Consider the following 18,504-nt stretch of genomic DNA (forward strand, 5'->3'; position numbering starts at 1 on the left):
TCGAGGTGGATAACGACTTAGATGACGACGACACCCTCGGCGACGCCGATGGCCCGCAGGTCGCGGTACCAGCGTTCGACCGGGTGCTCCTTCGTGTAGCCGTGGCCGCCGAGCAGCTGAACGCCGTCCAGGCCGATCTGCATGCCCTTGTCGGCGCCGAGCCGCTTGGCCAGGGCCGCCTCGCGGACGAACGGCAGGCCTTGCTCGGCCCGTGCGGCGCCGCGCCACGTGATCAGCCGCAGCCCGTCCAATTCGATGGCGATGTTGGCGCACATGAAGGCCACCGCCTGCCGGTGAGCGATCGGCTCACCGAAGGCCTGGCGCTCCTTCACGTACGGCACGACGTAGTCGAGCACCGCGTGGGAGGTGCCGACCGTCAGCGCCGCCCAGCCCAGCCGGGCCAGCGCGATCGCCTCGGAGTAATCCTCATCGGTCGCCTCGTCCTCACCGAGCCGGGCGCTCGGCGGCACCGTCACCCCGGACAGTTCCAGGTGGCCCAGGGCCGCCGCGCGAATCCCCATGCTCGGATCCGCTTTGACAGTAAGGCCTTTCGACGAAGACTCGACGATGAACAAGGCCGGCTTGCCGTCCAGCTGCGCGCCGACGATGAACAGCTCCGCGTCGGCGGCGGCCGGGACCAACGACTTCACCCCGTCGAGGCGGTACCCGCTCGGGGTCCGCACCGCGGTGGTCTTCAGCCGGGTGGGGTCGAAGAGCGGTTGGGGCTCGGCGATGGCCACGCACGCCTGGGGCACGTTCTCACCGGCGAACTCGGGCAGGTAGGTGGCCTGCTGATCGGCGCTGCCCCAATGGGTCAGCGCGGAGGCCACGCCCCCCGGCGCCAGCAGTGGCAGCGCCAGACCCATGTCGCCGTAGGCCAGCGCCTCGGCGACCAGCACGTTGGTCACACTGGACCGGTGCGCGGCGATGCCGTCGAAATCCTCGGGGATGTTGATCGCGGTGATACCGAGTTCGGCGGCCTTGCTGATCAGTTCGTGCGGGTAGGTCGCCGCCTCGTCGGCGTCGTGCGCGGCGGGCCGCAGCACCTCCTCGGCGAACTCGTCGAGAGTCTCGACGATCATCTTCTGCTCGTCGTCGGGCGTCAGGTCGAAGTAGTCCTTGCCGCTGGACTTGAGCCGGGTCGGCCCGCCGCGCAGGTTCTGGATCCGCTTGAACTCGCGGGAAGAAGTGGCGGCCGTGGAGAAGACCGTCTTCGTGCCATACCCCAGAGCGCGGTTGAGCGGGTCGCGCAGCTGGTACTTGTCCAGGAACTCCTGACCGACGAGCGGGGTGATCAGCGCGATCGCGATGTCGATGCCGGTGCGCTTGTGTGGTTGCAGCCCGACCGCGGACTTGTGGTCGCGCCGTTTGACGCGGGAGCGGGCGGGTTTTGAAGTCTCTTTGGAACCGGAACCGGTCATTTTTCAGCAGCCTCAGGTCGATGGGCAATGCGGATAGCTCCGATCTTACTCCGGAGTAAGATCGCAGAGAACACTTGTTAACTAATTCACACCCGCGGGGCCGAGAGGCTGCCCAGCACCTGCTGGTGCAGCAGGCCGTTGGTGGCCACGGCGCTGCCGTGATGGGGGCCCGCGGTGCCATCCAATGCGGTCAGCGACCCGCCCGCTTCGCGCACCAGGACGTCGAGTGCGGCGAGGTCCCACACCGAAACTTCCGGTTCGGCGGCGATATCGACCGCGCCTTCCGCGAGCAGGCAGTAGGACAGAAAGTCGCCGAAGGCGCGCACCCGCCACACCGCGTCGGTCAGCGCGATGAACTGGTCCCGCACCCCGAGTTGCGCCCACCCGGACAGGCTGGAGAACGAAAGGCTGGCCGAATTGAGTTGTGCCACTGAGGAAACCGAGAGCCGACGCGCGGGCGCACCGTTGACCGTGACGAAGGCGCCCCGGGTGTGCGCAGCCCACCACCGGCGTTGCAATGCCGGGGCACTGACGACACCGACGGCGGGGACACCGTCTTGTAGCAGTGCGATCAGGGTGGCCCACACCGGCACCCCGCGCACGAAGTTCTTGGTGCCGTCGATCGGGTCGATGATCCATTGACGTCCGGTGAAGGTGGTGTCGCCGCCGAACTCTTCGCCGACAATGCTGTCGTCCGGCCGTTCGCGCCCGAGCACCTCGCGCAGTTCGGTTTCCACCGCGCGATCGGCGTCGGTCACCGGCGTCAGGTCGGGTTTGGTGTCGATGCGCAGGTCCAGCGCGCCGAAGCGGGCGGACGTCAATGTGTCTGCGCGGTCGGCCAGCGTGAGCGCCAGCGCCAGATCGCCGGTGCGATTCATGACGCAGTCTTATCACGGACCTACCATGGCGTCGTGTGGGAATTCGGACTGCTGCTCCTGCTGGTGGCGATATTGGGGGTATTTCTTGTTCAGCGGTTCGTCCCGCGCGGTCCCCGCGGTGAGCTGCTGAGCGGCACGCTGCTGGTGACGGGGATAAGCCCCCGACCCGACGCCACCGGTGAGCAGTTCGTGACCATCGCCGGCGTGATCAACGGGCCCACCGTCAACGAGCACGCGGTGTATCAGCGGATGGCCGTGGACGTGAATCAATGGCCGACCATCGGCCAGCTGTTCCCGGTGGTGTATTCGCCGAAGAATCCGGACAACTGGAAGTTCGCTCCCGCGGTACCGCCGCCTGGGCCGCCCGAGTCGCCGCAGCCCCCAACGAGCTGAGTTTGGTGTCAACCGGCCGCGGGTGGGCGCGTCATCACCGTGATCCGCCTGCCGTAGCGCGGGACCACCAGCGCTGCCCGTCTGACCGTCCCGCCCGGGATCCCGGGGATGCCGGGCGTCCCGGATCCGGGCCGGGCGACCGCGTCGCTCGCCGTCAGGTCGGACCAGCCGCCGCCCGGCAATGCCGCGACTTGGTTGCCGGTCGCGCTGGCCCAGCCGGTGGGCACCGACATCGGGCCGATCCGTTCGGCACGCGCCAGCACCGCGTTGACGTTGCCCAGTCCCGACGTCGCGCCGCTGAGCGCGGGAGCCTTGGGCAGCGCGGCCGGGACCGCGCCCAGGGTCGGCAGAATCCCTAAGTTCTTGTCGGCCTGGATGATTCCGGCAGTAGTCCCCTCGGCAGTGAAAATGGATCTGAATGTGGTCTGGGCGCCCTGAATGGTGTCAAGGATTCGGAAGAGTCCCGACGACGAATTGGAAGCCGAGGAATTCACCACCACCACCTGCGATCCCGGGTCCGTACCCGAGTTCGAGGCGTTCGCGGCAGCTTGCGCGACGGCGTCCTGCTGCGCCGTCACCCCATCGGTGGTGGTGGTCTGGCGCGGGGAGGAGAACGGCGAGAACTGGACCGCCGCAGTAGAACTGGCGGAATACCCGTACATCGCTGCGGCATCCTGAGCCCAGTATTCGGCGTACTGGGCTTCGGTGGCCGCGATGGCCGCGGTGTTCTGGCCGAAGAAGTTCGTTGCCACCAGCGTGGCCAGTTGAGTGCGGTTGGCCGCGACCGCGGGCGGGGGCACGGTCATGGCATGCGCCAGCTCGTAGGCCGCGGCGGCCGCCCGAGCCTGCATGGCCGTCTGCTGTGCACCCTCGGCGGTCGAGTACAGCCACGCCACATAGGGCGCCGCACTCGCCGCCATCGCGCCGGCCGCGGGCCCGTGCCAGAACAAGCCGGTCAGGCCGGACAGCACCGATTCGTACACCGCGGCTGTGATGCCGAGCTCGGCCGACAGTGAGTCCCAGGTTGCCGCGGCAGCCAGCAGCGAGCCCGACCCGGGGCCCGCGTACATCCGGCCAGAGTTCATCTCTGGTGGAAGAAAGCCGAATTCCATTGTCTTACAGCTCTAAAAGCTGCGTGAAGCGAAACTGCTTGCGGCGAAAGGTTCGTCCTATGACCGGCAGCAGTTGGCCCAGTGGCGGCACGTCACCCGGCGGCTGGCGGGCGTGGCATCACGGTGAGCCGCACGCCGTAGCGTGGCGGGACTCCCGCTCCGGCCGATCGCGCGGCACCGCCGCCCGGCATGCCGGGGTACCCGGGATACCCGGACGCCATCGGCTCCTCGGTCCCCGGAATCGTGGTGAAGCCCGCGGGTTCCAGCGGCGAGATATGGGTGCTCGTGGGCGCGGCCCAGCTTGCGGGGACCGACATCGGCCCGATCGTGCCGGCGTGCGAGAGGGTCGCGGTGACGTTGCCCAAGCCACCGCCGAGGCCTGCCGTCGCGCCGCGGAGTGCGGGCGCCGCGATCGCGGGAGCGAGATTGGCCGCGGCCGCCCCGGGCTTGGCCAGGATGCCCAAATTGTTTTCCGCCCCGATGATGCCGGACACGAACTGCTCCATGTTGTAGGGAGCGCTGAAGCCGAGGCCTGTCCCCTGAATCGCGTCGAGGACACGGAAGGCGTTGTTGCCCGAGCTCGTTGTCGATGCGTCCAGGTAGTAGACGTCCCCCGTTCCCGAATTCGGTTGCTGCGTGGTCAGCGGTGAAAACATCTGCGCAGCAGCCTTATTCACACTCGCGTTGGTGTTGGCCGTGGCCACGGCCGCGTTCTGGGCGTTCACGCCGGATTCGGTGGTGGATTTGTTCGCGGTGACGAACCGGGGCAACTGCGTCGTCGCCGCCGTCGACGACGCCGAGTAGCCGGCCATGGCGGCGGCGTCCTGCGCCCAAAAGTCGGAGTACTGCGCCTCGGTGTCGGCGATGGCAGCGGTGTTCTGCCCCACGATGTTCGTCGCCACCAGCGTTGCCAGCAGCGCACGGTTGGCGGTGATTACCGGCGGCGGCACGGTCATCGCATACGCCTGCTCGTAGGCCGCCGCGGCCGTCCGCGCCTGCATGGCCGTCTGCTTCGTCTGCTCGGCGGTCGCTTGCAGCCAACCCATGTAGCGGGCGGCCGAATACGCCATCGACTCGGCGGCGGGGCCGCGCCACTGCAGGTTCAGGCCCGCGAGCACCGATTCGTAGGACTCGGCGGTGGAGGCCAGCTCGGCCGACAGCGCGTCCCAGCTTCCGGCGGCGGCTAACAGCGAGGCCAATCCGGGGCCGGTGTACATCCGGGCCGAATTGATTTCGGGTGGAACAAAAGCCCAATCCATCTGTGATACATCCCCTCAAAGTGCGGTTTTCGGGTAAACGCCACTGGCGCCGGCGCTCGCCGCATCGGCGTGTTCTGAGAAAAGGCCGCTCCCGGATTCGCTTTGCGGGTCGGCAAAGCTCACCCCGCGTCAGGTGAGAGGGCAGCCCGGCGCGATCGCGCCACCGCCGACTAGCGGTCAGCGTGGCGCGTTTTACTGGGTTGGCGGAGCGTGTGCGCGGGGCATTACAAAGGACCTTCGGTTTTCGGGCCCTTCAAAAGTCGCAGGTGCGGCTGATGCGTGCGGGGTTTTGCCTATCTTCCGGCAGCGACCGGGCAGAATTCAGCTTGCATTAATCTTACGTTCATCTTCTGTTAACCAAGGACGGGGCCGAGATTTACACCTTTGAACAACGAAAGTATTTGAAGTGCTTGATATCTGGTGGGTGTGCGCTCGGGGTCACCCGCGATGGTTCAAGTTATCGACCACACGCTGCAGCAACGCCGGACTCTTCGAGAGGGTCTCGGCGGCTTCGCGCAGTTCCTCCGAGGCCTGCAGCTCGCCGCGGTATGAGCGGACCATAGGGTCCAATGGCACCTATTTCGGGACCAATGCCTCTGGGGGAGTGGTGTTTACGGGTCATAAAGTCTCACCTGAACGGTGTAATGAACACTTTTCTACCGCGCAATGAAGGAAGTCGCGATGAGCAACGTATATCCAGCTCCCGCAATTCTGGTAGGTGTCGACGGATCCAGGGCGGCGATTCATGCGGCCTTATGGGCGATCGATGAGGCGGTCAGCCGCGACATTCCGCTGCGATTGGTATATGTCATCGATCCGCACGACTCATCGGGCGCGCGCGACGGTGACACCCGGCTTGCCGTCGCCCGCGCCGCGTTGACCGATGCCCATCGGGCCGTCGACGCCGTGGGCGAACCGGTCAAGATCGAAACCGAAATTCTCTGGGGCAGGACGGTTTTCAAGCTGCTCGAGGCATCGAGGTCTGCGGTCATGCTCTGCATCGGGCAGATCGGACTCAACCATGCCTGTCACGGCGGACCCGCCGTCGCGGCCTCCCTGGTCCGCTCCGCGGTGTGTCCGGTCGCCGTGATCCAGCAGTCGGCGAGCCGTCCGACGGCGCCCCGGGTCAGCCACGTGGTGGCCGAAGTGGACAACGGCACGGTGCTGCGGCACGCATTCGACGAAGCGAGGCTGCGCCGAGCGACGCTGCGGGCGGTGTCGGTATCGAAAGCCGCGGGCGCTGGGTACGGGACGCCCGGAAAGGCCTCAGCGCAAGGGCAATTGGATCGCAGGCTGGCGCGGTGGATGCGGCTGTATCCCGACGTGCAGGCCGAGTCGGCGATCGTCACCGGCGGGGTGGACCGGTATCTGCGCGTCCACCCCGATGCCGGACAGCTGCTGGTCACCGACTGCTACCGGGCCGAGGCCCTGTGTCACGAGGGTCACTCCGTGCTTGCGATACGTTGCGGCAACCTGTAACTCGGGCAGCACTGGCAGTGTGATCTGAAACATACTGCTCTGCAACAGCGTTCATCGAAGCCGGGGCCTGCGTATACCGGGAATCTCCTCCCGCACGCCCGGTTTTTCGCGGCGGTGTCAAGGGACCAATGGCCCTGTTGTGAGGCCGGGCTCTCCGCCAAGATGGTGTTACTCGGAGTTGCAGATATATCGAAGGGTTGCTGACTATGAGCCAGCTGACGACGGCCGAGGCGGGAGTCGACCTGGTCGACCGCGCCGACGTGGAGGCGTTGCTGCGCCGCTTCTACGGGCGGGCGTTGGACGACGAGGTCCTGGCCGAACCGTTCGCCGAGTTGCGGGCCACGGGGTTGGAGACCCACGTTTCGACGATGTGCGACTTCTGGGAGACCGTGCTGTTCCGAGCGGGCCTCTATCGCGGCAGTGCGTTGCAGGCGCACCGCGAAATCCACCGGCGTGCCCCACTGTCGGATCGTCACTTCCGGCGCTGGCTCACCTTGTGGCACAACACCGTTGACGAGATGTATCGCGGGCCGGCGGCCGATCGGGCGAAAGTTCAGGCCGGCCGGATCGCGTGGGCCATGCACCGGCGACTGACCGGCGCCGACGCGCCCGAGTTGCTCGTCACGCGACCGGCTCGTGGCGGTCGGGCTCCGGACCGAACCGGAAATGACGGCCGGTGACTTCGGTCGGCGTTATGCGCACATAGTGCGGTTTGAGCGTTGCCGTCCACGGCAACAGCTGCGCGCGTTCGGCTTGTTGAATGTCCGCGTCTGCCTTCAGCAGTCGCGCGCGACCGCGCACGATCACGCTCCATCCCTCGATGAGGTTGTGGTCGTCGACCTCGAAGACCACCGCGTGATTGGCCACGGCCGAGAACAGTTTGGTGCCCTCGGCGGTGCGGAACAGCACGGTGCGGTCTTGCACGACGAAGTTGACGGGAAAGATCTCGGGCTCACCGGCGAAGTTGGTGACCAGGCGGCCTAGCGAAACACTGCCTAACAGATTCCAGTTCTCGTCCTCGGAAAGCACGGTTACCGGTTGGTCGCTACCCACGCCCCCAACGCTACGGAGAATTACCGGCATTGAGTAGAGCCCTTCGTACTCCCGGAGCAGGCTCAGCCGTGGCTGACCCCAAGCAACTTCGCCAAACTCGGCAGCTTGACGCGGGGACGTCCGTGCGGTTCGCCGGCCGCGCGCTCGTGGGCGTCGATGAGGTCCCAGTGCGCCGAGGTGACCAGCTTTGGCTGGCGCGATGCCAGCCAGTCGGCCAGCTTTTCGGCGTGGTCGCCGGGGAAATCCGCCAGACCGGCGGCGCCGGACAAATCGGCGAGCAGCGTGTCCACGGTGTCCTGGGAGTCCTTCTTATTGGTGCCGATGACACCGGTCGGCCCGCGCTTGATCCACCCGACCACGTATTCGTTGCGGCTGCCCTCGACCCGGCCGCCGCTGTTGGGGATCGTTGCGGTCTTCTCGTCGAACGGCAGCCCCGGGGTGGGCACGCCGCGATAGCCGACCGAGCGCACCACCAGCTGAACGGGTAGCTCCTCCCGCTCGCCGGTGTCGTTGGCGGACACCCGCCCGTTGTCATCGGTGACCAGCTCGTTGCGGCCGAGCACGATCCCTTCGACCCTCTGGTCGCCCTTGATCTCGATCGGGGAGGTCATGAAGCGCAGCACGATGCGGCGGTGTCCGGGGCGCGGGTCGCGCTTCGCGTAATCGCGCAGCACGTTGATGTTCTGCTTGGCCGTCTTGCCGGCCGCGGCCGCGTCCTCGTCGCTCACGCCCTCCAGCTGGGCGGGGTCGACGATCACGTCGACGTTGTCCAGGTCTCCCAGCTCACGGAGTTCGAGGGTGGTGAACGCGGTCTGCAGCGGCCCGCGTCGACCGATCACCACCACTTCGTCGACGCCGCACGGGCGCAGCGAGTCCAGCGCGTGGTCGGCGATGTCGGTCTGTCCCAGCACCTCGGGATCGGTGACCAGAATGCGCGCGACGTCGAGGGCGACGTTGCCGTTACCGACGACGACGGCCCGGGAACCCGAGAGATCGGGCGTGGCCTCCTCGAAGTTCGGGTGCGCGTTGTACCAGCCGACAAAGTCGACGGCGGCGATGCTGCCCGGAAGGTCCTCGCCGGGGATGTTCAGCGCACGGTCGGATTGCGCGCCGACCGCGTAGACGACGGCGTCGTAGCGCTCCGCGAGTTCGTCGGCCTGCACGTGTTCCCCGACCGAGATGTTGCCGAAGAAGCGGAAGCGCGGGTCCTGGGACGTCTTCTCGAACTGCTTGCTGATCGACTTGATCTTCGGGTGATCGGGCGCGACGCCGGAGCGCACCAGCCCCCACGGGGTGGGCAGCATCTCCAGCATGTCGACGGCGACATCGACGTCTTCGGACCCGTCGGCCGCCTTCAGCAAGGAGGACGCGGCGAAGAAGCCCGACGGTCCGGAGCCGACGATTGCAACGTGGTAAGGGCGCATTCTCGACCTTCTATTCGTGCCCGAATGCGCGCAAGGGACTGTCGCGCGCAAAGCGGGGCGCACATGATCGTGACTCGATGCTAAACGCATGACCGCTGGTCGTGACCTGGACACTCGCTGCGAGCGGAAGCTGCCCGGAGGGCCCCGGTAACGTTGTCGCCTGTGGAACCCGACCGTCAAGCCGATATCGCCGCCCTCGACGCCACCCTGACCACGGTGGAGCGAGTGCTCGATGTGGACGGTCTGCGCGCGCGCATCGGGAAGCTCGAACACGAGGCATCCGATCCCCAACTGTGGGATGACCAAGCGCGCGCCCAGCGGGTGACCAGCGAGTTGTCGCACGCTCAGGGCGAGCTGCGCCGGGTCGAGGAGTTGCGGGGCCGCCTGGACGATCTGCCGGTGCTCTACGAGCTGGCGGGCGAAGAAGGTGGAGACGCCGCCAGCAAAATGGACGCGCTGGCCGAGGCCGACGCCGAGCTGAAGGCGCTGCGCGCGGACATCGAAGCCACCGAGGTGCGCACCCTGCTGTCGGGCGACTACGACGAACGCGAGGCGCTGGTCACCATCCGTTCCGGCGCGGGTGGAGTGGACGCCGCGGACTGGGCCGAGATGCTGATGCGGATGTACATCCGGTGGGCCGAGCAACACAAGTATCCCGTCGAGGTGTTCGACACGTCCTACGCCGAAGAAGCCGGCATCAAGAGTGCGACATTCGCCGTGCACGCCCCGTTCGCCTACGGCACGCTGTCCGTGGAGCAGGGCACCCACCGGCTGGTGCGAATCAGCCCGTTTGACAACCAGAGCCGCCGTCAGACATCGTTCGCCGAAGTCGAGGTGCTTCCGGTGGTGGAGACCACCGACCACATCGACATTCCGGAAGGCGATGTGCGCGTTGACGTTTACCGCTCGAGTGGCCCGGGAGGCCAGTCGGTGAACACCACCGACTCTGCGGTACGTTTAACCCATATCCCAACGGGTATCGTCGTGACTTGTCAGAACGAAAAATCGCAGTTGCAGAACAAGATTTCGGCGATGCGAGTTCTTCAGGCAAAGTTGTTGGAGCGCAAGCGTTCCGAAGAACGCGCCGAGCTAGACGCGTTAAAAGGCGAAGGTGGCAGTTCGTGGGGCAACCAGATGCGCTCCTACGTTCTGCAGCCGTATCAGATGGTCAAGGATCTGCGGACCGAGTACGAGGTCGGCAATCCCGCGGCCGTCCTGGATGGAGACATCGACGGGTTCCTGGAAGCGGGAATCCGTTGGCGCAACCGAAAAGATGACGAATAACACAACCCTTCTTGCGGGAAGAGACGTTCTCGCCGCATCGATGACGCACCGCTGGCACGACTTCTGGCGGGGCGAGCTCGGTGAGTGGATCATCACCCGGGGTCTGCGGATCGTCATGGTCCTGATCGCCGCGGTGCTGGCGGCCCGGTTCGTCAACTGGGTGGCGCAGCAGGTGACGCACCAGCTCAACCTGGGATTCGCCGAAAGCGATGCGCTGGTGCGGTCGGAAGCGTCCAAGCACCGGCAGGCGCTGGCATCGGTGATCTCCTGGGTGTCGGTCGTCATTATTGGCATCTGGGTCATCATGCAGATCTCGTCCGTGCTGCAGTTCTCAGTAGGCGGATTGGTCGCGCCGGCCACCGTGGTCGGCGCCGCGCTCGGTTTCGGCGCACAACAGTTGGTACGAGACCTGTTGGCGGGCTTCTTCATTCTGGTGGAGCGCCAGTACGGCTTCGGAGACCTGGTCACCATCACCGTGGTGTCCGCGACGGACGCCAGCGGCACGGTCGAGAACGTGACCTTGCGGGTGACCCGGCTGCGGTCAGCGGATGGGGAAGTGTTGACCATTCCGAACGGGCAGATCGTCAAGGTGGTCAACCTGTCGAAGGATTGGGCCCGCGCGGTGGTGGACATCCCCGTGTCGACCAGCGCCGACCTCAACCGGGTCAACGAGGTCTTGCATCAGGAATGCGCCCGCGCAATGGACAACCCCGTGCTCGGGGAGCTGCTGTTGGATCCACCCACCGTGATGGGTGTGGAAAGCATCGCGGTCGACACGGTGACGTTGCGTCTGGTGGCCCGGACGCTTCCCGGCAAGCAGTTCGAGGTCGGCCGGCAGCTGCGTGTGCTGGTCATCCGGGCGCTGGCCCGCGTCGGGATCGTGACCGCGGCGGACGCGAGGGTGGGCCTGGTGGAAGACCCCTCGGTTCCGGTCGCCCAGGCCGCCGAACAGCAAAACGATGATGAAGTCCAAGGTGCGGTGCAGAAGCGTTGAAGTTCACCCTGAACATCCTCGAGAAGCGCGGCGACGACTCGGATGCGGAGCATCGCTGGCCGAAGCACGTGTTCGGCGGGCGAATGCGCACGTCGACGTTCGTATTGATCGTCACTTTCTTCGTCGTGTGGTGGGTCTACGACACCTACCGCCCGGAACCGGCGCCCAAGCCCCCGGCCCAGCAAGTGGTGCCGCCCGGCTTCGTGCCCGACCCCAACTACACCTGGGTGCCGCGCAGCCGCCTGCAGGCGCCGCCGGCGACCGTCACCTACACCCCGACGCCGACGCCGACGAGCACGCCGCCGCCCCCGCCACCGCCGCCACCACCGGTGACGACGACCACGACCACCACACCGCCGTTCCAGCTGCCGCAGCTGCCGTGCATCCTGCCGGCGCCGTTCTGCCCGCCCAGCTCAAGCCCCGCCACACCGCCGCCGCAGCAACCCCAGCCGGGGCCCGGGCCGGTGCCGACTTCGCCGCCACCGGCCAGTTGACGTCGCCTGCCAGCGAAATTCACCGCTACACTGGCGTGCCGTGATGATCACCCTGGACCATGTCAGTAAGAAGTACAAAGCGTCGGCCCGCCCGGCGCTGGAAGACGTCAACGTCAAGATCGACAAGGGTGAATTCGTCTTCCTGATCGGCCCGTCGGGGTCGGGCAAGTCCACCTTCATGCGGCTACTGCTCGGCGCGGAGAACCCGACCAGCGGCGACGTCCGGGTGTCAAAGTTCCACGTCAACAAGCTGCGCGGGCGGCACGTCCCGAAGCTGCGCCAGGTCATCGGTTGCGTTTTCCAGGACTTCCGCCTGCTGCAGCAAAAGACGGTCTACGAGAACGTCGCGTTCGCGCTGGAAGTGATCGGCAAACGAACCGACGCGATCAACCGGGTGGTGCCGGACGTGCTGGAAACCGTCGGCCTGTCCGGCAAAGCCAATCGGTTGCCCCACGAGTTGTCCGGTGGTGAACAGCAGCGGGTGGCGATCGCCCGCGCGTTCGTCAACCGGCCGCTGGTCCTGCTGGCGGACGAGCCGACGGGCAACCTCGACCCAGATACCAGTAAGGACATCATGGATTTGTTGGAGCGGATCAACCGCACGGGGACGACGGTGCTGATGGCAACGCACGATCACCACATCGTCGACTCGATGCGCCAGCGCGTCGTCGAGTTGTCGCTGGGCAGGCTGGTTCGCGACGAGCAGCGCGGCATCTATGGGATGGACCGCTAAGTGCGCTTCGGTTTCCTACTCAACGAGGTCCTGACCGGGTTTCGTCGCAACATCACGATGACGGCCGCGATGATCCTGACGACCGCGATCTCCATCGGCCTGTTCGGCGGCGGTCTGCTGGTCGTCCGGCTGGCCGACAACTCGCGTGAGATCTACCTCGACCGCGTCGAGACGCAGGTGTTTTTGACCGACGACATCTCGGCCAACGACACGACGTGTGCGTCCCCGCCTTGTAAGGGGTTGCGCGACAAGATCGATGCGCGGCAAGACGTGAAATCGGTGCGCTTCGTCAACCGGCAGGACGCCTACAACGACGCCATCAAGAAGTTCCCGGAGTTCAAGGACGTGGCGGGTAAGGACTCGTTTCCGGCGTCGTTCATCGTCAAACTCAACAATCCCGAACAACACGCGGAGTTCGATGCCGCGATGCAGGGCCAGCCCGGGGTGCGCAGCATCCTCAACGAGAAGGACCTCATCGACCGGTTGTTCGCCGTCCTGGACGGCCTGCGCGACGCCGCGTTCGCCGTCGCCCTGGTGCAGGCCGTCGGGGCAATCCTGTTGATTGCCAACATGGTGCAGGTCGCCGCTTACACCCGGCGCACCGAGATCGGGATCATGCGGCTGGTGGGGGCCAGCCGGTGGTACACCCAGCTGCCCTTCCTGGTGGAGGCGATGCTGGCCGCGTCCATCGGTGTGGCGATCGCGGTCGTCGGACTCATGCTGGTTCGGGCATTGTTCCTGGACAACGCGCTGAGCCAGTTCTATCAAGCACATCTGATCGCCAAGGTCGACTACGCCGACATCCTCTACATCTCGCCGTGGCTGTTCCTGCTCGGCGTGTCGATGGCGGCGGTGACGGGGTACGCGACCTTACGCCTCTATATACGGCGGTAGCTGTGGCCAAGGGTTCCGGCCGAGCCAAGGCGGCGGGCGGCAAAGGTGGCAGCAAACAAGTCATCGCCACCAATCGCAAAGCGCGGCACAACTATTCGATCATCGAGATGTTCGAGGCCGGAGTGTCTTTGCAGGGCACTGAGGTCAAAAGCCTTCGCCAGGGCCAAGCATCGTTAGCTGACGCATTCGCAACAATCGACGACGGCGAAGTCTGGTTGCGTAACTTGTACATTCCGGAGTATCAGCACGGTAGCTGGACCAATCACGAGCCGCGGCGCAACCGAAAGTTGTTGTTGCATAGGCAACAAATTGACAGGCTGGTCGGCAAGATACGAGATGGTAACCTCGCCTTGATGCCGTTGTCTCTGTATTTCTCCGAGGGCAAGGTCAAGGTCGAACTTGCCCTTGCGCGCGGTAAAAGGGCTTACGACAAGCGCCAGGACATGGCGCAGCGCGATGCACAGCGCGAGGTGGTTCGTGAGATGGGACGTCGAGCAAAGGGCATGACCTGATCGGGGCGGCGTACGCCCAGCTGTCTGCCGTTACGTACGGAGTCAGCGATTTCGTGGGCGGTGTCGCAGCTCGGCGGGTTGCCGCGCTGCGCGTAATGCTCGTCGCCTACCCGATCGAGACGCTGTTACTCGGCGTGATGGCCATCTTCGTCGGCGGACCTATTCATGTCGGCGCCGTTCTGTGGGGATGCCTCTACGGCATCGGCATGGCGTTCGGTATGTGGGCATTCTTCGCGGCCCTTGGCTCCGGGCCGATTTCCGTCGTCTCACCGTTGGCGGCCGTGCTCAACGCCGCGGTGCCCGTCGCCGTGGGTATGGCGCTGGGGGAGCGGCCCGGGCAGGCGGCCCTGGTGGGCGTCGTGCTGGCGCTGGGCGCGGTGATGCTGGTCAGCCGTGAGGCCCCCGTCGAGGGCACGCCGTATCGTTTCACGCCAAAAGTGGCCTGGCTCACAGTAGTTGCGGGCTCGGCGATGGGGTTGAACCTGGTGTTCCTGCACCAGGCGCCGCACGTGTGCAAGCTCTGGCCCCTGGTCTTCGCCCGGGTCGCGGCCAGCCTGGTGGTGTTCGCCATGGCCAAAACCAGCCAGAACCTGGAGATGCCGCGCGGACGGCCACTCAAATTGGCCGTGGCCGTCGCCGTGCTCGATATCTTCGCCAACATCACCATGCTGGCGGCGCTGCACACCTGGCTGCTGTCGTTGGCCAGCATCCTGATCTCGCTGTATCCGGCCGCGACGGTCGTGCTGGCGATGGTGGTGCTGCGTGAGCGGGTGACCCGCTTGCAGGGGATCGGCATGGTGCTCGCCATGGGCTCCGTGGCGATGATCGCGTCCGCCTGACCGCACCGAGGCGCCTGCTGTTGAGGAGAACCTGAGCGGCCTACGATCCTGACCATGGCCGATCGTCCCGTCACCAAACTCGACAAGTCCGCCGTGCTCACCGGTCTGTTCGCGGTGTGGGATGACATCGACGCGCTGCTGGCCGGGTTGTCCGGAGCGCAATGGCGGGCGGCCAGCCCGCTGCCGGGCTGGGACGTCAAAGCCTTGGTGGCGCACATGATCGGTACCGAGTCGTTCCTCGCCGGCATCGCCGCGCCCCAGCCCGATATCGACGTCTCGACGCTGGAGCATGTGCGCAACGACGTCGGCGTGATGAACGAGCGCTGGGTTCGCCATCTGAGCGCGCACGCCGACGCCGACGTGCTGGAAAGCTTCAGGGCGATCACCACCGATCGGCGCGAGGCGTTGACGAGCCTGTCCGGTGAGGAGTGGGACGCGGTGACGATGACGCCCACGGGCCCGGATTCCTATGGCCGGTTCATGCGGATCCGCGTGTTCGACTGCTGGATGCACGAACAAGACATCCGCGTGGCGTTGGAGCGGCCGCCGTCCGATGACGAGCTGGCCGGCCCCGCGGCGTCGCTGGCCGTCGACGAGATCGCCGCGACGATGGGCTACGTCGTGGGCAAGCTGGCCAAGGCGCCCGACGGTTCCCGCGTCCAGTTCGACCTCTCCGGACCGCTGGCCCGCACCATCCGGGTCAGCGTCGACGGGCGGGCCGCGGTGGTCGACGACTTCGCCGGGCAGGACCCGACCGCGACCATCCGGCTGGACGGGCTGCAGTTCACCAGGCTCGCCGGTGGCCGCCCGATGTGTCCCGCCCGGGCCCAGGACGTCGACCTCGACGGCGACAAAGGCGTGGCCGCACAGGTCGTCGAGCGCCTCAACTTTGTGATCTGATCGCGGCCCGGCAGGGAAGATAATTCCGTTGCCGCTGGTTGATGGGCAGGTATCATTGATATTCCTGCCGAAAGTCGGCGGGGTGCGAGGGGCTGAACGGTTTCGACTTCGCGCATCGAATCAAGGGAAGCGTGCCGGTGCAGGCAACTGACCACCGTAAGCGTCGTTGCAAACAGATAAGCGCCGATTCACATCAGCGCGACTACGCTCTCGCTGCCTAAGCGACAGCTAGTCCGTCAGACCGGGAAAGCCCTCGACCCGGAGCCTGGCGTCAGCTAGAGGGATCCACCGATGAGTTCGGTCGCGGGACTTATCGGGACACCAACAGCGACTGGGATCGTCATCCTGACTTGTTCGCGTGATCAGGAGATCCGAGTAGAGGCATAGCGAACTGCGCACGGAGAAGTCTTGAGGGAATGCCGTAGGACCCGGGTTCGATTCCCGGCAGCTCCACCGAGTTTTAGCTGTTCAGATCCATAAGTATGTTGTATTTCCACTCCCCGTCAAGATTCCCGTCAAGACCGGAGGTGTAGGCTGCGGGTTCGTGGCATCGATCCGGACCCGGACCCGCATGGATGGCAGCAGCTATACGGCCGTGCTGTACGTCCATAACGGCAAACAAACCTCGTCGTCTTTCAACGACCGTGCAGAGGCCCTGAAGTTCCAGGACGTCTGCAATCGGCTCGGACCTGGCGAGGCTCTGAAGGTCTGGAGGACCACAGCTCCCCGCAATGGCCACACGGTCAAGAGCTACGTCAACGAACACCTGTCTACGCTTTCTGGCGTAGAGAAGAAGACCGTCACCGAATACCGCCGGTACCTGACCCGCGACGTTGAGCCGATGCTCGGCCATATCCCGCTGTCGACGCTGAGCCGCACCGACATCAGCAAGTGGGTCAACAAATTGCGGGCCGATGGTGCCAGCGGCAAGACCATCCAAAACAAGCTCGGCTTCCTGTCGGGTTGTCTGAATCTGGCCGTGAAGGCGGGAGAGATCCCTGCCAACCCCGCTGCCGGAGTCCGTATTTCTCGCACCGTCCGCCGCGAGATGGTGTTCCTGACCCCTGACGAATACCAATTGCTGAAGGCCTACTTCACCGAGCGTTGGCACCCGTTTCTTGACTTCCTGGTAGCCAGCGGCTGCCGGTTCTCCGAGGCCACAGCACTGACCCCGGCCGACGTCGACGCCGCCAATGGCACGGTGAGGATTACCAGGGCATGGAAGCGCACGGAGTCGGGCTACGAGATGGGCCAACCCAAAAGCAGGCGTTCGGTGCGGACCATCAACGTGCCCACCGCGGTGCTGGACAAGCTCGACTTCAACCACGACTGGCTATTCATCAACAGCGAGGGTGGGCCGATCCGGCTGTACTCCTGGCGCACCAATGTCTGGGTGCCGAGCCGGACCAAAGCGGAGACCAGGGATCCCGAGAACCCGGAAAAAATGCTGCTGAAAAAGCATCCGCGTATCCACGATCTCCGGCATACCTGCGCCTCGTGGCTGCTGGGTGCTGGCGTCCCACTGATCACTGTCTCGGGCCACTTGGGTCACGAGGACGCTGCCACGACGGCCCGGGTGTATGGGCACCTCGACCGGTCGGCCGGGCGGGCGGCAGCTGACGCCATCGCCAATCTGCTGCGCTAACCCTTCGTCATCACCTCAGACAAGCCAACGCCTCGTCGTTGGAAGATGCCCACTGACAATGATCTAACGACATCTCAGGCCACGAGATTGTTTGGACTATCCCAACCGCCAGGGCGCCGGAAGTCGTCGCCGGTGGTCGCGGACGTCGTCGGCATGGCGTTCGCGGCGAATAGGTACGTGCAACGGCAAAACGGTTCGGCCGACGCCTGATTCCTACGGTTGACCTTCACTTGCCTTTGTGATCTTCGTCACTCGTCTAACGTGGTGCTGGCTCGAAATTCAGCTGGGCGTTTGTAATGTGATTTGACAAGAGTTTGATACCTGCTTGACAGGGCCTTTACACCGCTTTGAGAATTCAACACTCGGCGCCGGTTTCGTCATTTTCCTGTTCAATTTTGTCCCGATAGCATTCGGTCATCGCCATCGCTACCGAAGGGGCCGACAGAGGAATGAATATCTATGACCTGAGCGAAGCCGCTATTAAGCTGCACGGTAACGTGCGGTGGCTTGCAGATGGGCTGCGGGCTGGTCGCTTTCCAGGCAAGAAGATCGGGCGCAAATGGGTGCTGTCCGATGAAGACATCGTCACCATTCTCGAAATCTGTACAGTGAATCACACGTCCGAATTCTCTGCCGGTTCCTGCGGTGCGGCTTCGTCTTCAATGACGCCCACCACCGCCCGTCGTCTTCAACAAAGGCTCGACCGGGGCGTGGATGGTGACTGCGGGAAATGACGTATCAGAACAACAGGCGCATCCAAACTACACAAGGCGGACTGCGATCAAATGGCACACGGCATAACGCTCGCCGAGGTAACCGGGGAGGTGAAGTTGTCGGGCAGGCAGAATTGCCGACGGGCATCGACTCTGCCGCCGAGGTCCTCGCTGAGTTCTACACACGATCTGGGCTGACCGAGAAATGGCTGCGGCAGCGAGCCGATGAACGGACGAGGCCACCTTCTATGGCGAGAATAGAACGTGCACGCTGGATGGCCAGGAATCTGACCGGCGGTTCCCTGCGGACCCGCAGGGGCATGTGGGCTATCGTGCGTGACGGGAGCAGTCGCTCAGGGCTGGATGTCGCCTTTGCCCAAGGAAAAGGTATGACATTCGATGCCATCGAGGACATGTTGTTTGGATCCTTTGAACCACGAGACATCCCCAATCATTTAGCCAGTCATTACCGGACCT

General features: G+C 65.1%; 19 protein-coding genes, 1 other RNA gene and 1 pseudogene. 14 read left to right on the forward strand and 7 right to left on the reverse strand.

All coding sequences use genetic code 11. The features are described from left to right. Nucleotides 1-17: 17 nt before the first annotated feature. Both A5760_RS21370 and hisN read right to left on the reverse strand, forming a co-directional pair. Complete coding sequence (locus tag A5760_RS21370; RefSeq protein ID WP_064884468.1) at nucleotides 18-1,421, reverse strand: acyl-CoA dehydrogenase family protein; 1,404 nt, start codon at nucleotides 1,419-1,421, stop codon at nucleotides 18-20. Between the two features lie 86 nt (nucleotides 1,422-1,507). Then, nucleotides 1,508-2,299, reverse strand: a complete 792-nt coding sequence (hisN, locus tag A5760_RS21375; protein ID WP_064884470.1) for a histidinol-phosphatase — start codon at nucleotides 2,297-2,299, stop codon at nucleotides 1,508-1,510. Between the two features lie 33 nt (nucleotides 2,300-2,332). Between hisN and A5760_RS21380 the strand changes: the two genes are divergently transcribed. Next, nucleotides 2,333-2,692, forward strand: coding sequence for a hypothetical protein (locus tag A5760_RS21380; protein ID WP_064884472.1), 360 nt, complete (start codon nucleotides 2,333-2,335; stop codon nucleotides 2,690-2,692). An 8-nt stretch (nucleotides 2,693-2,700) separates the two neighbouring features. Here A5760_RS21380 and A5760_RS21385 read toward each other — a convergent pair whose 3' ends face one another. The 3 genes and pseudogenes from A5760_RS21385 to A5760_RS27025 form a co-directional block, all read right to left on the reverse strand. Further along, nucleotides 2,701-3,804 (reverse strand): PPE family protein, encoded by a 1,104-nt coding sequence (locus A5760_RS21385; RefSeq protein WP_064884474.1) that lies wholly within the window; start codon nucleotides 3,802-3,804, stop codon nucleotides 2,701-2,703. A 92-nt stretch (nucleotides 3,805-3,896) separates the two neighbouring features. Continuing rightward, on the reverse strand, nucleotides 3,897-5,063 hold the full coding sequence (locus A5760_RS21390; RefSeq protein WP_064884476.1) for a PPE family protein: 1,167 nt from the start codon (nucleotides 5,061-5,063) through the stop codon (nucleotides 3,897-3,899). Nucleotides 5,064-5,501: 438 nt separating this feature from the next. Beyond that, nucleotides 5,502-5,609: pseudogene (locus tag A5760_RS27025) on the reverse strand (slipin family protein); the annotation flags it as partial. 135 nt (nucleotides 5,610-5,744) lie between these two features. Here A5760_RS27025 and A5760_RS21395 point away from each other — a divergent pair. Both A5760_RS21395 and A5760_RS21400 read left to right on the forward strand, forming a co-directional pair. Then, the gene (locus tag A5760_RS21395; protein WP_064884668.1) at nucleotides 5,745-6,542 is read left to right on the forward strand and encodes a universal stress protein; all 798 of its coding nucleotides are present in this window, start codon (nucleotides 5,745-5,747) and stop codon (nucleotides 6,540-6,542) included. A 206-nt stretch (nucleotides 6,543-6,748) separates the two neighbouring features. Next, on the forward strand, nucleotides 6,749-7,222 hold the full coding sequence (locus A5760_RS21400; protein ID WP_064884478.1) for a group III truncated hemoglobin: 474 nt from the start codon (nucleotides 6,749-6,751) through the stop codon (nucleotides 7,220-7,222). Here A5760_RS21400 and A5760_RS21405 read toward each other — a convergent pair. Continuing rightward, on the reverse strand, nucleotides 7,164-7,595 hold the full coding sequence (locus A5760_RS21405) for a pyridoxamine 5'-phosphate oxidase family protein (RefSeq protein WP_064884480.1): 432 nt from the start codon (nucleotides 7,593-7,595) through the stop codon (nucleotides 7,164-7,166). The genes A5760_RS21400 and A5760_RS21405 overlap by 59 nt on opposite strands. Before the next feature lie 62 nt (nucleotides 7,596-7,657). Further along, on the reverse strand, nucleotides 7,658-9,019 hold the full coding sequence (locus tag A5760_RS21410; RefSeq protein WP_064884482.1) for an FAD-dependent oxidoreductase: 1,362 nt from the start codon (nucleotides 9,017-9,019) through the stop codon (nucleotides 7,658-7,660). A gap of 162 nt (nucleotides 9,020-9,181) precedes the next feature. Here A5760_RS21410 and prfB point away from each other — a divergent pair, with 162 nt between their 5' ends. The 11 genes from prfB to A5760_RS26770 all read left to right on the forward strand — a co-directional run bounded on the left by prfB (nucleotide 9,182) and on the right by A5760_RS26770 (nucleotide 18,048). Next, the gene (gene prfB / locus A5760_RS21415) at nucleotides 9,182-10,303 is read left to right on the forward strand and encodes a peptide chain release factor 2 (protein WP_064884484.1); all 1,122 of its coding nucleotides are present in this window, start codon (nucleotides 9,182-9,184) and stop codon (nucleotides 10,301-10,303) included. A gap of 40 nt (nucleotides 10,304-10,343) precedes the next feature. Next, nucleotides 10,344-11,297 (forward strand): mechanosensitive ion channel family protein, encoded by a 954-nt coding sequence (locus A5760_RS21420; protein ID WP_064884486.1) that lies wholly within the window; start codon nucleotides 10,344-10,346, stop codon nucleotides 11,295-11,297. Then, nucleotides 11,294-11,791 carry a hypothetical protein gene (locus A5760_RS21425; protein WP_064884488.1) on the forward strand — a complete coding sequence of 166 codons (498 nt, stop codon included), beginning with the start codon at nucleotides 11,294-11,296 and terminating at the stop codon, nucleotides 11,789-11,791. Before A5760_RS21420 ends, A5760_RS21425 begins: the two co-directional genes overlap by 4 nt. A 43-nt stretch (nucleotides 11,792-11,834) precedes the next feature. Next, nucleotides 11,835-12,524: a cell division ATP-binding protein FtsE gene (gene ftsE, locus A5760_RS21430; protein ID WP_064884670.1), complete on the forward strand. Its 690-nt coding sequence runs from the start codon at nucleotides 11,835-11,837 to the stop codon at nucleotides 12,522-12,524. After that, the gene (ftsX, locus tag A5760_RS21435; RefSeq protein ID WP_064884490.1) at nucleotides 12,525-13,418 is read left to right on the forward strand and encodes a permease-like cell division protein FtsX; all 894 of its coding nucleotides are present in this window, start codon (nucleotides 12,525-12,527) and stop codon (nucleotides 13,416-13,418) included. Between the two features lie 2 nt (nucleotides 13,419-13,420). After that, on the forward strand, nucleotides 13,421-13,930 hold the full coding sequence (gene smpB / locus A5760_RS21440; RefSeq protein WP_064884492.1) for an SsrA-binding protein SmpB: 510 nt from the start codon (nucleotides 13,421-13,423) through the stop codon (nucleotides 13,928-13,930). Further along, nucleotides 13,927-14,769 (forward strand): DMT family transporter, encoded by an 843-nt coding sequence (locus A5760_RS21445; RefSeq protein ID WP_155764406.1) that lies wholly within the window; start codon nucleotides 13,927-13,929, stop codon nucleotides 14,767-14,769. The genes smpB and A5760_RS21445 overlap by 4 nt, the downstream gene beginning before the upstream one ends. A 54-nt stretch (nucleotides 14,770-14,823) precedes the next feature. Further along, nucleotides 14,824-15,669, forward strand: coding sequence for a maleylpyruvate isomerase family mycothiol-dependent enzyme (locus A5760_RS21450; RefSeq protein WP_064884496.1), 846 nt, complete (start codon nucleotides 14,824-14,826; stop codon nucleotides 15,667-15,669). Nucleotides 15,670-15,757: 88 nt separating this feature from the next. After that, nucleotides 15,758-16,125: a transfer-messenger RNA gene (gene ssrA / locus A5760_RS21455) on the forward strand. 88 nt (nucleotides 16,126-16,213) lie between these two features. Next, nucleotides 16,214-17,314, forward strand: a complete 1,101-nt coding sequence (locus A5760_RS21460) for a tyrosine-type recombinase/integrase (RefSeq protein WP_064884498.1) — start codon at nucleotides 16,214-16,216, stop codon at nucleotides 17,312-17,314. A 449-nt stretch (nucleotides 17,315-17,763) separates the two neighbouring features. Then, on the forward strand, nucleotides 17,764-18,048 hold the full coding sequence (locus A5760_RS26770) for a DNA-binding protein (RefSeq protein ID WP_155764407.1): 285 nt from the start codon (nucleotides 17,764-17,766) through the stop codon (nucleotides 18,046-18,048). Nucleotides 18,049-18,504: the final 456 nt, after the last annotated feature.

This window comes from Mycobacterium colombiense (assembly GCF_001665835.1).
Lineage (GTDB): Bacteria > Actinomycetota > Actinomycetes > Mycobacteriales > Mycobacteriaceae > Mycobacterium > Mycobacterium colombiense_A.

What these genes read in the sequence shown, in the direction of transcription:
- A5760_RS26770 (WP_155764407.1), top strand. Translation starts at nt 17,764, where the DNA reads ATGAATATCTATGACCTGAGCGAAGCCGCTATTAAGCTGCACGGTAAC.
- A5760_RS21395 (WP_064884668.1), top strand. Translation starts at nt 5,745, where the DNA reads ATGAGCAACGTATATCCAGCTCCCGCAATTCTGGTAGGTGTCGACGGA.
- A5760_RS21410 (WP_064884482.1), bottom strand. Translation starts at nt 9,019, where the DNA reads ATGCGCCCTTACCACGTTGCAATCGTCGGCTCCGGACCGTCGGGCTTC.
- A5760_RS21370 (WP_064884468.1), bottom strand. Translation starts at nt 1,421, where the DNA reads ATGACCGGTTCCGGTTCCAAAGAGACTTCAAAACCCGCCCGCTCCCGC.
- A5760_RS21400 (WP_064884478.1), top strand. Translation starts at nt 6,749, where the DNA reads ATGAGCCAGCTGACGACGGCCGAGGCGGGAGTCGACCTGGTCGACCGC.
- A5760_RS21420 (WP_064884486.1), top strand. Translation starts at nt 10,344, where the DNA reads ATGACGCACCGCTGGCACGACTTCTGGCGGGGCGAGCTCGGTGAGTGG.
- ftsE (WP_064884670.1), top strand. Translation starts at nt 11,835, where the DNA reads ATGATCACCCTGGACCATGTCAGTAAGAAGTACAAAGCGTCGGCCCGC.
- A5760_RS21385 (WP_064884474.1), bottom strand. Translation starts at nt 3,804, where the DNA reads ATGGAATTCGGCTTTCTTCCACCAGAGATGAACTCTGGCCGGATGTAC.
- A5760_RS21390 (WP_064884476.1), bottom strand. Translation starts at nt 5,063, where the DNA reads ATGGATTGGGCTTTTGTTCCACCCGAAATCAATTCGGCCCGGATGTAC.
- hisN (WP_064884470.1), bottom strand. Translation starts at nt 2,299, where the DNA reads ATGAATCGCACCGGCGATCTGGCGCTGGCGCTCACGCTGGCCGACCGC.
- A5760_RS21450 (WP_064884496.1), top strand. Translation starts at nt 14,824, where the DNA reads ATGGCCGATCGTCCCGTCACCAAACTCGACAAGTCCGCCGTGCTCACC.